This is a genomic window from Alcanivorax sp. HI0044 (assembly GCF_001634945.1).
Window position 1 is genome coordinate 18907 of record NZ_LWEZ01001537.1, and the last position, 12231, is coordinate 31137.

Below are 12231 nucleotides of genomic sequence, written 5' to 3' on the forward strand. Positions count from 1 at the left end.
CAGACATAGGGGGAAAAACGTCACTGATCAGGCTGGAAAAGCGGTTTTTTGCCAGAGAGAGGGCAGCAAAGGAATAAACCGTTACCGGAGGTAACCCGTAAAGGGTTCCGCACTTTTACCTTCCAGCACATACCCTGCCGTGCCGTATTCGGTATCTTGCGATGAGACAGTCAAGGTGCCTTCCAGCCACATGGCATCCAACGCCAGATCCAGCGGCACACCGCGCCCTTCCATTTTCACCAGCACAATCTGGTTGCGCGGCGGCGGCGGGCTATGAATACAGGCACCAAAATACGGAACCAGCAGGAATTCACGGACATACTCTTCATCACCATCCAGCGGCACCCCGTAACCCGGCAAACGCACCTCGGTATTATCCAGGGACTGCTTCAGCGGCGCTTCACGCCATGCCTTGTCGATGGCGTCCATCAGCTTCGCGCCACGGCTGTCGCCATCGGCAATCCCATCCGGGGCTTGTTGCTCCCCATAGATCTGATCAAACAGGGTGCTGTAAACCTCCGAAGGATCATAGTCCTGCGGCACCAGAGCATCCCACTCGATTTCATTGGCCGCCATGGAGGGCAGGCTGCAGGTAAAACAGAAAACAGCAATCAAAAAACGCATGATCAGTTCCTTGGGGTCAAGCCATCGGCCAGGCTATTGCGAAAAGCCTTTTCCGCCGGGATCAGACCAGCCAGCGAGCCCGCCGCGAGAATAGCGCCAATGGCCGGTAATTCCCGCAGCGCAAGAAAGTTGTCGGGAAGGCGCAGCGACCATTCAGCCAAAGCCACTGGCGCCAACCCCCATTGCCCCACAAACAATACGCCCAAACCCAGCGCGCAGCCCAACACAGTAAGGCACAGGCTTTCGCCGACAATCACCGTATACACGGCCAGCCGCCCCGCCCCTGTTGCCCGCAGAACAGCCATCTCATGACGGCGCCCTTCCAGAGCCGCCAGCACCGTGGACACCAGCACCAACAAGGCCACCGCCAATACCGCCAGCGATGTGGCCCGCAGGGCATTTTCTCCAGCCGCCGTCATCCGCCACAGCCGTTGCAGCTGCACACCGGGGATAATGGCCGTGAGTGGCTCACCATCATAACGGGACAACTCCCGCTGCAGGCTCAGCACCGCCATGCGTCGTTCCAGCCCCAACATGACCGCATTGACCGAATCAGGTTTGTCCATTGCCTGCCCTGGCATGGCAGGCATGCCAGACAAGTAGGCGCCACCACGATGGATCAGGGCCATCCCTTCCAGGGAAATATGCACACTCTGATCCACCGGCGTACCGGTGGGGGCCAAAATACCCACCACCGTAAACGGGTGGTTATCGTGCTCCACAATGGCCGGGCCGCTGGCACCGTGTGCCAGTACAATCTGCTCACCCTGTTGATAGCCAAGCCGGGTAGCCACGGCGCTACCGAGCACGGCCTGGTCGGCGCCGGCAAACCAGCTCCCGCGTTGCAGGGTCAAGCGCTGATCCCGCCCGTAGCGGTAGTGCGTCAAATAGCTGTCGTTAGTCGCCACCACCGGATAACCGCGATGGGAATCACCCAACGCAATGGGAATCCACCACTTCACATCCCGGTGGGCGGCCAGATGCTCCACGGTGTTCCAGCTGATGCCAGCGGTGGGATCACTGAGACGGAAGACACTGTAGAGCAAGATATTCATTGGCCCACCACGGGCACTGACGATCAGATCTGTCCCTGAAATGGTGCTGGCAAAATTGGCGCGCACCTGATGACGCACCCGGTCGATGCCGATGATCATCAGCACGCTCATGGCAATAGCAACCACGATCAGCAACGCCGAGGTGCGCCGGGTTTTCAGGGAGGCAAACATCACTTTAGCAAGCATGATTGCCCTCCCCGGCCAGGCTGGCGAAATCCTCACTGCGCTGAAAGTGGTGCCCTACCTGATCGTCATGACTCACCATCAACAAGGCACTGCCGGACTGTTCGCACAGTTCACAAAGCAACGCCAGCAAGGTATCGCGGCTGCGGTTATCCAGGGCGGAGGTCGGCTCGTCGGCGATGATCAGCTCCGGTTTGCCGAACAGGGCGCGGGCTGCCGCCGCCCGTTGCTGCTGCCCAAAAGACAATTGCCAGGCCGGCAAGTCAGCGGTGCCGTCATCCAGCCCCAGCCGTGAAAGCAAGCCACGGGCGGCAGTCTGTCTCTGCGCCTTGCGACGCCCTGCTTCGCGCTCACAGCGCAGGCGGGAGAAGCTGGCCGCAAGACAAACGTTGTCCACGGCGCTCAGGTAGGGCAGCAAATTGAACGCCTGGAAGATAACCCCCATGTGATCGGCGCGAAAGGCGTCCCGGCGACGCTGGGAGAGCGTAGAAAAAGCCTGGCCGGCAACCTGAACACGCCCGCACTGCATTGGCCGGATGCCGGTAATCAGTGACAGCAGAGTGCTTTTGCCACAGCCACTGGGACCATGAAGCAGCACCCGCTCCCCTGCCTGCAGGGCAAAGTCCGGCACCTGCAAGAAGGGACGAACCTGACCGGGATGGCGGTATTCCAGGCCGTTGAGTTCCAGTACCAAGCCCACTGCGGCATTACTCCAGCGGTATGCGGGTTTCATCCGGCGCCAGACGCAAGGCGTTCTGCCCGGCGGGCAACAGCAACACCACTTCGGTGGTCAGGCTCGAGAAGATGCCCAGAAACGGTAGCTCCACGGCGTTTAATTTTTCAGGAAACGCGCAGGAAAATAACCACTCGTTCTCCACATCTTGGTGGTGACTGTGCGCGTCGTGATCGTGATGATCATGGGAATCATGCGCCTGCTGCTCCGGAAACAGGGTATCCACGGAGCTGATGGAAGCACTGACCGGTTCACACTGTGCAGCCGGCGAAGGCTGTGGCGCCGCCACCTGTGCCAGACGCTTGCCATAACGGGCCCGGGCCGGGGCGTCTGCTGGCGGCTGCTCGGTGCCGAGGATATCCATCAAGGGCGCTCGGAAACGGATTGTCACCTGCTCCCCCTCCACCACCACGGCCGCCTCGGCCAGGCCATGCTGGTGCACCTCTGCGGCGGTGGCAGACAAACTGAACGACAGCAGCAAGCAGGCCAGACTGTTACGTTGCCAACGAGTTGTCATGATTTACCTCGCAGTCTTTACAGCCCCGGATGTTACCGACATGGGTAACCACCAGGCAGATTCCAATCAGCGTTGTCAGCAACGGCTCCCAAAGGCTGCCATGCATAACACTTTCAAAAACGGTAAGCAGACACAGGCCCGACAAGGCAAACACGCCGGGGAGCAGCACCGAAAGCCGGCGATGTCGACGGTAGCCCATGCCAATGGCAAGCAGGCTGACCGGGACAATGACAGCCAGCATGACCAGATGAAAGACTTCTTCAACATTGCCAAAAGCGGATAACAGCCCAATAGCAAAGAGCCCCGCCAGGCTGGCGACACAATGAATCATACAGAGACTGGACAGGCCGATGGCCAACGCGTCCAGACGAAAACGTTGCATTATCGTCTCCCGAAAAACGATTGTTTGTTTACGACGTCGCGCAATCCACGCAACGTCCATGCACTTCCAGCAGGGGCTCGCGCTGAATGACAAAACCCACTTCATCCAGTGTCTGCTGTAATGCGTCCACCGCCGCCCCCGCCATGGGGGTTTCCTGAACGCCGCCGCACTGATCACACAAAAGAAACACCGTTCCCCGGTGACCGTGCTGGCAAGTTATATGATCACAGGCCAGATACTGGTTAGTGGAGCTAAGCCGGTGGGCCAACCCTTGCTGAACCAGAAAATCCAGCGCTCGGTACATAGTGGGCGGCTGCGCGTTGCTCTGGTAACGAGCCTTGAACTGATCCAGCAGCTGATAGGCCGTTTGTGGACCACCCTGCTCCAGCATCAATGACATGACCTGCTTGCGCTGAGGCGTCAACCGCACGCCCTGCTTGCGACATTGCTGCTCAGCGCTGTTAAGAATCTGCTCGGTACGAGTCACTGCCATGTTTTCAGCCTAGATATCCAGAGTGACCAACAAACGTTGCTGGCCGGGAGACATGGGCGGGGACCGATGGACCACGCCCGCTCCCGGATTATCCCGCCATGTCTCTCCTTTGAACAGGGCCACCTGCCCTGCTTCCAACTGCTCCACGTGTTGTTGCTGGTAAAGCGCATTCTGGTCACAGCCAGGCGCTAAAAGCTGGTCCGACACACGTGAGGAGGGCAACCACTGGCTGCCCGCCCCGCCATAGGTGCACAGCATGCGAACCGGAATCCGGTCCACGTGAAAACGAGGGCACATGGGTTTGCGCAACGCCGTCACCCGCAACCCGACGCCACCAACCCCGAACAGACAGGCAACCATATCGGCTAACAAGAACAGGTCCTCTCTCAAGGGGGCATAGGTTTCGTGCGGCAGGGACCGCAGCAGGGCCGCTTCCAGCTGAGTGATGTCCAACCAGCTTTTCACCGCCAGCCGTTGCTCGCAGGCCAGGGCCACCACATCCTGCCCCACCGGGCTGGGCCGGTCCCACACAGCCACTTGCACATCATCCTCGAAGATATCCGCGAGCACAGTCACCTCCGGTGCGCCTTGCCAGCCTGGCGGCGTGGCGGTGACCGTTTGAGCTTGCATCACCCTGCCACCTCCCACTGCGGGAACGGATCGTCCAGCTGCTCCCACAGCGCCTTGCCCTGAAGCATTTCCGCTTCCGTCAGCAAGCAGGCGTCCAGTGCCTTGCGGGTTTCCTCCGGCTGCAGGTTATGGCCGATAAACACCAGTTCCTGGCGCATGTCGCCAAAAGGTTCTTGCCATTTCTCCATGATCAGCGCGCGGTATTCTTCATCGCTGGGCCAGTGTTGCTCCGGCACGGTTTTCCAGAACATGCCGGCCGGGCCATGGTGAACAATGTCACCGGCCTGGCTCCAGCTACCTGCAAAGTGGGGGCGGCTGGCCAGCCAAAAAAAGCCTTTGGAGCGCAACAAGGTTCCCAGCGGCCAAGGCTGCTGCAAAAAGTTCCAGAATCGTTGTGGGTGGAACGGACGCCGGGCTTCATAGGTGAAACTGCTAATGCCGTATTCCTCGGTTTCAGGCAAATGCTCGCCCCGCATTTCCTTTAACCACCCCGGCGCCTGCTGGGCCTTTTCAAAGTCAAACCGCCCTGTATTGAGCACCGCTTCCAGCGGCACCATGCCGTGGCGAATGGGCAAAATCCGGGCATCCGGGTTCAACAGCCGCAAAGTTGCCTGCAACACCTCCAGTTCCTTTTCTGTGACCAAATCCGTCTTGCTGATCAACAGCACATCGCAGAATTCCACTTGCTCCACCAGCAGATCCACCACATTACGAAGATCTTCATCACCAAGGTTTTCCTGCTCCTGCTGAAGCGTGCGGGTACTTCGATAGTCCCGCAGGAAATTAACCGCATCGACCACCGTAACCATAGTGTCCAAACGGGCAACGGAGGACAGCCCTTCCCCGTTTTCATCTTCAAACGTAAAGGTCTCTGCCACGGGCAAGGGTTCAGAAATCCCGGTGGACTCAATCACCAGATAGTCGAAAGAACCTTCCCGAGCCAGGCGATTCACTTCCACCAACAGGTCCTCGCGCAATGTGCAGCAGATGCAGCCATTGCTCATTTCCACCAGTTTCTCTTCCGACCGGTTCAGCGAAACGTTCTGATTGACCAGTGCCGCATCAATGTTGATTTCACTCATGTCGTTGACGATAACGGCAACGCGCAGGCCGCTTCGGTTGTTGAGAATATGGTTGAGGACAGTGGTCTTCCCGGCGCCGAGAAACCCTGACAGCACGGTAACGGGAAGCTGGCGAATGGGGCTGGCTTGCTGACTTGTCATGTTTCTATCCTGTTCGTTGATGAGCATAGTGGCGTTCATTCTGTTCAAGGCGAGCCTTCACCTCGGCACAGTATTCCGTGGTAGGACGGGCCAGCAGCCGCGGCAGACCAATGGGCTCACCGCTGATTTTGCAGTAACCGTAATCCCCGCTTTCCAGCCGCCTCAGGGCAGCACGAATTTTCCCCAGCAAAGCTTGTTCGCGGGCCATAAAGCGTAGCTGATGGCGGCAGCTCTCCTCCTCGACAGCGGCGTCCAATGGGTCTGCCTGGGTCGGTGTATGCAAATTATTTCTGGCGCTGCCGATGTGTTGTTCGCAATCGTGAGCCAGGACAACAAGACGGTTGCGGAAAAACGCCCGCTGGCTGGTGTTCATATATTGCGACGGCGTCATCGCCAACAGCGTTTTCTCACTGATGATACGAGGCATGATGCCCTCCTTGTTTTGTTATGTTATAACATTACATTAATCATCAACAACCCTTGCGGAGTAGTACCCATGCACTTTCCCCTGCCCGGCTCCTATACCGAGTGGCGACACTGCATCACCGAAATATGCGGGATTCCTCTTGGTGAGGCCTTTATCCGCGAAAGGCTGAGCGCTCTGGACAACGACAATGACCACATGACCCGCAAGTTCATCGAGCTTTACGGCCGCAAACACTGGGAACAAACAAAGGAGTGGTTTAACCGGGCACTGAACGAGCAAGGAGTAAAGAATGATCCGAAGAAACCCTAATGGTGACCTGCCGGCCATTCATTCGAACGCCTTTATCGACCCTACCGCCATCATCTGCGGCAAAGTCATCGTTGACCGCCATGTCTTTATCGGCCCCTATGCCGTGATTCGAGCCGACGAGACAGATGATCATGGCAATCTTCACCCCATCCATATTGGCGAAGGCACCAACATTCAGGATGGTGTGGTTATGCACTCCAAGGACGGAGGGCCTATCTCCATAGGAAAACACACCTCTATTGCCCATCGCGCCATTGTGCACGGCCCCTGCCAGGTCGGAGACAGGGTTTTCGTGGGATTCAACAGCGTACTGTTCAACTGCACCATCGGCGATGGCTGCGCCATTCGCCACAATGCGGTTATCGACGGCATGACGCTCCCCGCGAACTTCTATATCCCGTCCACCAGCCGCATTGGCCCTGACACAGACATCACCCGCATTCCCCGGGTCAGTCAGGACATCACCGCGTTTTCAGAAAGCGTGTCCGACACCAATCAACAACTCGTGCAGGGCTATAAAAGGATTCAGAATGAACTATAACGATAGCCCAAGCCTGTTAATTAAAGGCGCGACAGTCCTGTTACCTGGTGGCCCTGAAGAAACGGATGTGGCATGTCGCGACGGGCGCATTGTTGCCATTGGCGAGCCCTTCAAGGCCGACACCACCCTCCACGCCCGTGGCTTGCATCTCCTGCCCGGCGCCGTGGATTCCCAAGTCCACTTCCGCGAGCCCGGCATGACCCACAAGGAAACGCTGGAAGCGGGCACTCGCGGGGCAGTGCTCGGCGGCATCACCAGTGTTTTCGAAATGCCGAACACCCAGCCCTTGACGCTCCATGCCGAGGACCTGCAGGCCAAGATCGCTATTGCCGAACAGGATGCCTGGTGTAATTACGCGTTCTATATCGGCGGCTCCGCCGCCAATGCCGAGCAGCTGGCAGAGCTGGAATGCTTGCCCGCCTGTAGTGGCGTGAAGATCTTCATGGGCAGTTCATTCGGCGATTTACTCGCCGACAGCGACAACGTGTTGCGCAACATACTCCGTCATGGCCGCCGGCGGGTGGCCATTCATGCTGAAGACGAAGCCCGCCTGCGGGCCCGTCGTCACCTTGCCGAAACGGCCGCCAATCCCATTGCCCACCCTGTCTGGCGAGATGAGGACAGCGCCCTGTTAGCCACCAGGCGCATTGTGGCACTGGCAGCGGAAGCAGGTCGCCCGTTGCATGTCCTGCATATCTCTACCGCCGAAGAAATGGCTTTTCTGCAGCAGCATAAATCCCGGGTTTCGGTAGAGGTTTTACCCCAGCATCTCACCCTATCGGCACCGCAATGCTACGAACGATTGGGCACGCTGGCACAGATGAACCCTCCGATTCGAGACCAGCGCCATCAGGATGCGCTCTGGAAGGCCGTGAGAAACGGTATAGTGGATGTCATCGGCAGTGACCACGCCCCGCATACCCGGGAAGAGAAACAGCGACCGTATCCGGACTCCCCCAGCGGCATGACCGGCACCCAGACGCTGTTGCCCTTGATGCTCAATCACGTTAATCAGGGACGGCTCAGCCTGTCTCGGTTAGTGGACATGGTGTGCGCAGGGCCCGCCCAACTGTTCGGCATGGCGGGCAAGGGCCGCATTGCTGTGGGCTACGATGCAGACCTGACGCTGGTGGACATGCAACGTAAACAAGCGGTGGATGACCGCAAGCTGGCATCGCCTTCAGGCTGGAGCGCCTACGACGGGATGATGCTGCAGGGCTGGCCTTCGGTAACCATCATTGGCGGGCAAATTGTCATGACCGACGAAGAAGCCATCGGCATGCCCAGCGGAAAGCCGATCCACTTTCTCTCAAGCACTCAGCCTGCGGAACCGAACCGTGCCTGACGCCAAGGGAGCAAAGGGAGCAAAGGGAGCCACTCACGGAGATTCAGCCAACAGCTCATCAAAATGACGAATGACCCGGTCGGCAAGGTGGCCATGGGTATTAAGGCCATCCGTGTCGAGATAAACACCGACCATGCCCGCATTGCGGGCTGCCATCAGGTCATACTTAAAATCTCCCACGTAGGCAATGCTTGGCGGAGCCATACCCCATTCCCTGGCAATCGCTAGCAGACCATCCGGAGCGGGTTTTGGCGGGGCATCTTCCCGTGCCAGCACTCGCTGCACAGGAATACTTAACCGGGATACGGTGAGCTCGGCAATAACACGGGTATTACGGGTAAGAATAGCCGCAGGAATGCCCATCACCGACAGTTTTTCAAGGCAGGATTGTGCGCCCGGTATCCAGGTGGCCCGTTCCGCTCCGGCGCGCTCATACTCCAGCACCACGGCGTGGGCCGCCGCCTGTTCACTGGCCGGCAAGGTATCGATAAATTCCAGCACCCCCACATCCGGTGGGCAATTCAGACGCGCACGGATGGCCGCAAAATCCAGGCGGGAATCCACCAGGGTGCCATCCAGATCAAAAATAACGCCGCTAAACGTGGACCGGGCATTCGCTGCTGGCAGGGTCACCGCACCCACCCGCCAGCCGGTTGCAACCATGAATACACTATTGGCACGGCCAATCCTCCATCAGTGATTCACCGCCCGAGGCCATCGCGGTAATCTGCAGCTCGCTGTCCAGTTCGTACTGCAGACCTTTCTCGCCGAGGACCTGCCAATACACCGCCTTTACCGGCAATGAGCCGGGCCCTGCTTCCAGGTTTTCGTCCAGCGCCCCCCGATAAATTTCATATAAAGCCGGTGATTCGCCCAACGCCACACCGGTATCAGTGCGAATGTTTGACGGTGGGTTAACGTCCAGCCGGGCAATGCGACTGTTCCTGAACTGGGCGGAAAGCCCCACTGGCCATTGATCGCTACGCACACGGCCACAGGCGCTCTGTCCCGATACAATATTCAAAGGCACCTTGGTGGTCGCCTGCACACTGGACAAGGTATCGCCAACACAGACCGCGCCATAACAGCCAGGAGACAAGCGGTGCAACGGCTGTTCGCTGTCCAGAGTCAGAGTCACAGTGAGCGCCACAATTTCCGGATTCGCCCCGCTTTCGGGTTCACCAATTTCGGCGCGGTAATGGCTGGCAAGGTCCGGCGCCCCATTCGCGCCGTTCGCCGGGTACGAAAAGCCCCCGCGGAAGGTAATGCAGAGCCGATTGGCGTCGGCATTCTGGCCGGATAGCAACGCACGGGAGGCCGGCGTGGTCGCGGCACAAACCACCGGCTCCACCGAACGCCCCCAGGTATCCGGGTGGCCGCGGTCTTCACAGTAGTCGTGGGAGAAATCGAGCATGCAGCGATGGGGCAGGGTCTTGTGGGTAAGGAGGGTCAAATCAACCGTCTGCCCTGTCTGCATCAATAGCGACTCACTAAAATCCTTGCCCATGTAACGGAAGTGGTCACTTTCCCAGCCCACGTCCGTACGCAAGTCCAGCTGCAAATCCGCCGATGTTGACTCAGCAAACACATTCGCGGCCATCGCCGCCCCAACACTCGCCAGCAATATCCACNGGCATCCACGCGCCTGCAGCGCCCTTCCCTTCATGCCTTCCCCTCACAGCCCCGTGTGCCGAAGCCCCGTTCCCTGTTGACATCAAGGAAAGCAAATTCAGGCGACTGATACCAGCCCCTCCTGTCAGTCACAGGCCGGGGTAACGCAATGTGCCCCCCCCATACACACCGGCTCTATTCTGGGTAATACTGAAGACACTTTTTTCAGGGAGTGATGCTTATGAACCGCCTAACAAAAGTACTGGCTGGCACAGCCATTCTCAGTGTGGCCCCGTTGGCCAACGCGGGCTTCTATGTTGGCGCAGGGATTTATAATTCCGGCACCGACGAAAAAATCGATAATGTCGAGTTTGATGACGACGATACCTCCGGCGGCCTGTTTCTGGGCTGGCGCCCCATCGAACTGGTGGGCGCAGAAGTGGGTTATTACGACTTCGGTGAACTGGAAGGCGACAACGGCACCAAGATCGAAGGTGGCGCAGTCACCTTTGCCGGCCTGCTCAGCTTTGAGCTTGGCCCCGTGGGCCTCTACGGCAAAGGCGGTGTAGCCAACACGGATTTCGACGTAAAACACCCGTCCTTCAAGGATGATGAGTCCTCCACCGATGCCTTTGGCGGGGTGGGCGCCACCATTGATTTGATGGACAAGCTGTATGTGTATGGCGAGTTCATGCACTTTGACAACGATGCCGGGATCGACATGTTCGGCGCCGGGCTGCGCTTTCAGTTCTGATTTTTTTCCGGTAAAAAAGGCCACTCGGTTCACCGTGTGGCCTTTTGTTTGATAACAACCGCGCAGTAATCCCTGGTCTAACGGGCCTGGATTCTGTCCAGTGCCTCAACCCGATTTAATTCCTGGTCACTGAACATTTGCTGCTGCAACCGTGCCAGTGCCGTCTCCTGATCCAGATGCGACAACCCACTGTCGATAATGGCCTGGCGTTGTTCACGATAACCCTGATAGCGGGCCTCCCATTGCGCACGCTGCTGATCCAGCGCCTCCAGACGCGCGGCGCCATCCGCGCCAAACTGCTGTTCCCGTAAACGACGAATATCTGCCTCACTGGCCCCCTGCTCTCGCAACGCCTGGGTGCGCGCTGCCAACTGCGCCGGACCACGGGTTTCTGCCAGCATGCTCTGCATGGCAGCCGGCAGCGATTGCGTCAGCCCCTGGAGCTGCTGTTGCCGCTGGGTATCGCTGAGAGAAGGGTTATCGACAATGGCCTGTCGGTCCGCCATATAACGGTCGTAAGCGATATCCATTCCGTAGAATGCCTCCGCCGCTTGCTGGCCCAGGTAAGCGACTTGCAGATCGTGACGCTGCTTGACCGCGGTGCGAATGCTGGCAGGCGAACCATCATGGGGCGGCAATGCCGCCATCGCCTGCCCCAGTGCCATATATTGCTGAAAAAACCGCCAAGCCTCGTTCGCAGCCTGAGCCGGAAGAGACGCTTGCAGATAACTTGCCAGGCGCGCCTGACACTCTTCCAGAGACTCTTCCCCCTGGGCGGACAGGAAGTAATCAAACACCCGACGCAGGTCCGGCGTTACCATTAATTCACCGCCCGCGTCGGCTTGCAGCTGGCCGTCCACCTCGGTGCCACGCAGCGATGCCGGCATGGCCCCCAGGTTTTCCGCGCGGCTCAATGCCGCCTGGAAACTGTCGGCAGGGTGCGCAGCATCCGGGGCACCCGTCCCGGGCGAGATCGCGACGTTCTGCGCCCTGTCACTGGTACCTGAAACAACCGCGACGGGCGACCAGAAAACCCCGACCAGAAACACCGCAAGTAACACAACGAGCAGGGCAAGAGCCCCCTGGATACGTGACATGATGTTCTCCTTTTTATGTCATGTCGTAATACTTTCAATAATCGGGCGTCTAGGGAGTCTCTGAACAACTCCTTGCATGCTCAGTCTTTCAGGCTGGCTCGCAATCTATACCCCATTCGGGGCACAGAGGGCGCGATTTTGAAGGTGTCCCCTAACTGGGATCGAGATATGTCCATCCATCAAAAAAGCGCAACAACGAGTGCGGGCCAGCTTGGAAGACCCGTAGGGCGAGGCCTGAAGGGCCCATCTGCTGCGCTTTGTCACTAGGAAAGGGAACCACCCTGTCCGTCGCAACAAAACACAACAG

At 58.5% G+C, this 12231-nt stretch carries 16 protein-coding genes; 4 read left to right on the forward strand and 12 right to left on the reverse strand.

The window, feature by feature from the left end:
- Positions 1-81: 81 nt before the first annotated feature.
- The 9 genes from A3730_RS23180 to A3730_RS23220 are packed head-to-tail and all read right to left on the reverse strand — an operon-like array spanning position 82 to position 6267.
- Positions 82-624 (reverse strand): DUF3299 domain-containing protein, encoded by a 543-nt coding sequence (locus A3730_RS23180; RefSeq protein WP_063521448.1) that lies wholly within the window; start codon positions 622-624, stop codon positions 82-84.
- 2 nt (positions 625-626) lie between these two features.
- Positions 627-1865 (reverse strand): ABC transporter permease, encoded by a 1239-nt coding sequence (locus A3730_RS23185; RefSeq protein WP_082872507.1) that lies wholly within the window; start codon positions 1863-1865, stop codon positions 627-629.
- The gene (locus A3730_RS23190) at positions 1855-2595 is read right to left on the reverse strand and encodes an ATP-binding cassette domain-containing protein (RefSeq protein ID WP_063539059.1); all 741 of its coding nucleotides are present in this window, start codon (positions 2593-2595) and stop codon (positions 1855-1857) included. The genes A3730_RS23185 and A3730_RS23190 overlap by 11 nt, the downstream gene beginning before the upstream one ends.
- Positions 2570-3112 (reverse strand): DUF2796 domain-containing protein, encoded by a 543-nt coding sequence (locus tag A3730_RS23195; protein ID WP_082872508.1) that lies wholly within the window; start codon positions 3110-3112, stop codon positions 2570-2572. The genes A3730_RS23190 and A3730_RS23195 overlap by 26 nt, the downstream gene beginning before the upstream one ends.
- Positions 3090-3494 carry a MerC domain-containing protein gene (locus A3730_RS23200; protein ID WP_063521118.1) on the reverse strand — a complete coding sequence of 135 codons (405 nt, stop codon included), beginning with the start codon at positions 3492-3494 and terminating at the stop codon, positions 3090-3092. The genes A3730_RS23195 and A3730_RS23200 overlap by 23 nt, the downstream gene beginning before the upstream one ends.
- A gap of 28 nt (positions 3495-3522) precedes the next feature.
- Complete coding sequence (locus tag A3730_RS23205; RefSeq protein WP_063521119.1) at positions 3523-3987, reverse strand: transcriptional repressor; 465 nt, start codon at positions 3985-3987, stop codon at positions 3523-3525.
- A gap of 9 nt (positions 3988-3996) precedes the next feature.
- Positions 3997-4617: a DUF1826 domain-containing protein gene (locus A3730_RS23210; protein WP_063521120.1), complete on the reverse strand. Its 621-nt coding sequence runs from the start codon at positions 4615-4617 to the stop codon at positions 3997-3999.
- Positions 4617-5840 (reverse strand): zinc metallochaperone GTPase ZigA, encoded by a 1224-nt coding sequence (zigA, locus tag A3730_RS23215; protein WP_063521121.1) that lies wholly within the window; start codon positions 5838-5840, stop codon positions 4617-4619. The genes A3730_RS23210 and zigA overlap by 1 nt, the downstream gene beginning before the upstream one ends.
- Positions 5841-5844: 4 nt before the next feature.
- A complete protein-coding gene (locus tag A3730_RS23220) occupies positions 5845-6267 on the reverse strand; it encodes a TraR/DksA C4-type zinc finger protein (RefSeq protein WP_063521122.1) in 423 nt (140 codons plus the stop codon).
- Positions 6268-6336: 69 nt separating this feature from the next.
- Here A3730_RS23220 and A3730_RS23225 point away from each other — a divergent pair, with 69 nt between their 5' ends.
- Genes A3730_RS23225 through A3730_RS23235 form a run of 3 tightly spaced genes read left to right on the forward strand, consistent with a single transcriptional unit; the run spans position 6337 to position 8462 of the window.
- On the forward strand, positions 6337-6576 hold the full coding sequence (locus A3730_RS23225) for a hypothetical protein (protein WP_063521123.1): 240 nt from the start codon (positions 6337-6339) through the stop codon (positions 6574-6576).
- On the forward strand, positions 6557-7117 hold the full coding sequence (locus tag A3730_RS23230; protein ID WP_063521124.1) for a carbonate dehydratase: 561 nt from the start codon (positions 6557-6559) through the stop codon (positions 7115-7117). The genes A3730_RS23225 and A3730_RS23230 overlap by 20 nt, the downstream gene beginning before the upstream one ends.
- Positions 7107-8462 carry a dihydroorotase gene (locus tag A3730_RS23235; protein ID WP_063521125.1) on the forward strand — a complete coding sequence of 452 codons (1356 nt, stop codon included), beginning with the start codon at positions 7107-7109 and terminating at the stop codon, positions 8460-8462. Before A3730_RS23230 ends, A3730_RS23235 begins: the two co-directional genes overlap by 11 nt.
- A gap of 33 nt (positions 8463-8495) precedes the next feature.
- Here the strand turns inward: A3730_RS23235 and A3730_RS23240 are convergent, their stop codons facing one another.
- Positions 8496-9125 (reverse strand): HAD family hydrolase, encoded by a 630-nt coding sequence (locus A3730_RS23240; RefSeq protein WP_231880502.1) that lies wholly within the window; start codon positions 9123-9125, stop codon positions 8496-8498.
- Between the two features lie 7 nt (positions 9126-9132).
- Positions 9133-10062, reverse strand: coding sequence for a hypothetical protein (locus tag A3730_RS23245; RefSeq protein ID WP_231884023.1), 930 nt, complete (start codon positions 10060-10062; stop codon positions 9133-9135).
- Positions 10063-10314: 252 nt separating this feature from the next.
- Here A3730_RS23245 and A3730_RS23250 point away from each other — a divergent pair, with 252 nt between their 5' ends.
- Positions 10315-10827, forward strand: a complete 513-nt coding sequence (locus A3730_RS23250) for an outer membrane beta-barrel protein (protein ID WP_063519043.1) — start codon at positions 10315-10317, stop codon at positions 10825-10827.
- Between the two features lie 77 nt (positions 10828-10904).
- Here the strand turns inward: A3730_RS23250 and A3730_RS23255 are convergent, their stop codons facing one another.
- Positions 10905-11924: a lipase secretion chaperone gene (locus tag A3730_RS23255; protein WP_063519044.1), complete on the reverse strand. Its 1020-nt coding sequence runs from the start codon at positions 11922-11924 to the stop codon at positions 10905-10907.
- Between the last annotated feature and the right edge of the window lie 307 nt (positions 11925-12231).

Bases quoted from the DNA above. Each gene is read 5' to 3' on its own strand.
- A3730_RS23180 (WP_063521448.1), bottom strand. From the start codon at position 624: ATGCGTTTTTTGATTGCTGTTTTCTGTTTTACCTGCAGCCTGCCCTCC.
- A3730_RS23185 (WP_082872507.1), bottom strand. From the start codon at position 1,865: ATGCTTGCTAAAGTGATGTTTGCCTCCCTGAAAACCCGGCGCACCTCG.
- A3730_RS23190 (WP_063539059.1), bottom strand. From the start codon at position 2,595: ATGAAACCCGCATACCGCTGGAGTAATGCCGCAGTGGGCTTGGTACTG.
- A3730_RS23195 (WP_082872508.1), bottom strand. From the start codon at position 3,112: ATGACAACTCGTTGGCAACGTAACAGTCTGGCCTGCTTGCTGCTGTCG.
- A3730_RS23200 (WP_063521118.1), bottom strand. From the start codon at position 3,494: ATGCAACGTTTTCGTCTGGACGCGTTGGCCATCGGCCTGTCCAGTCTC.
- A3730_RS23205 (WP_063521119.1), bottom strand. From the start codon at position 3,987: ATGGCAGTGACTCGTACCGAGCAGATTCTTAACAGCGCTGAGCAGCAA.
- A3730_RS23210 (WP_063521120.1), bottom strand. From the start codon at position 4,617: ATGCAAGCTCAAACGGTCACCGCCACGCCGCCAGGCTGGCAAGGCGCA.
- zigA (WP_063521121.1), bottom strand. From the start codon at position 5,840: ATGACAAGTCAGCAAGCCAGCCCCATTCGCCAGCTTCCCGTTACCGTG.
- A3730_RS23220 (WP_063521122.1), bottom strand. From the start codon at position 6,267: ATGCCTCGTATCATCAGTGAGAAAACGCTGTTGGCGATGACGCCGTCG.
- A3730_RS23225 (WP_063521123.1), top strand. From the start codon at position 6,337: ATGCACTTTCCCCTGCCCGGCTCCTATACCGAGTGGCGACACTGCATC.
- A3730_RS23230 (WP_063521124.1), top strand. From the start codon at position 6,557: ATGATCCGAAGAAACCCTAATGGTGACCTGCCGGCCATTCATTCGAAC.
- A3730_RS23235 (WP_063521125.1), top strand. From the start codon at position 7,107: ATGAACTATAACGATAGCCCAAGCCTGTTAATTAAAGGCGCGACAGTC.
- A3730_RS23240 (WP_231880502.1), bottom strand. From the start codon at position 9,125: ATGGTTGCAACCGGCTGGCGGGTGGGTGCGGTGACCCTGCCAGCAGCG.
- A3730_RS23245 (WP_231884023.1), bottom strand. From the start codon at position 10,062: ATGGCCGCGAATGTGTTTGCTGAGTCAACATCGGCGGATTTGCAGCTG.
- A3730_RS23250 (WP_063519043.1), top strand. From the start codon at position 10,315: ATGAACCGCCTAACAAAAGTACTGGCTGGCACAGCCATTCTCAGTGTG.
- A3730_RS23255 (WP_063519044.1), bottom strand. From the start codon at position 11,924: ATGTCACGTATCCAGGGGGCTCTTGCCCTGCTCGTTGTGTTACTTGCG.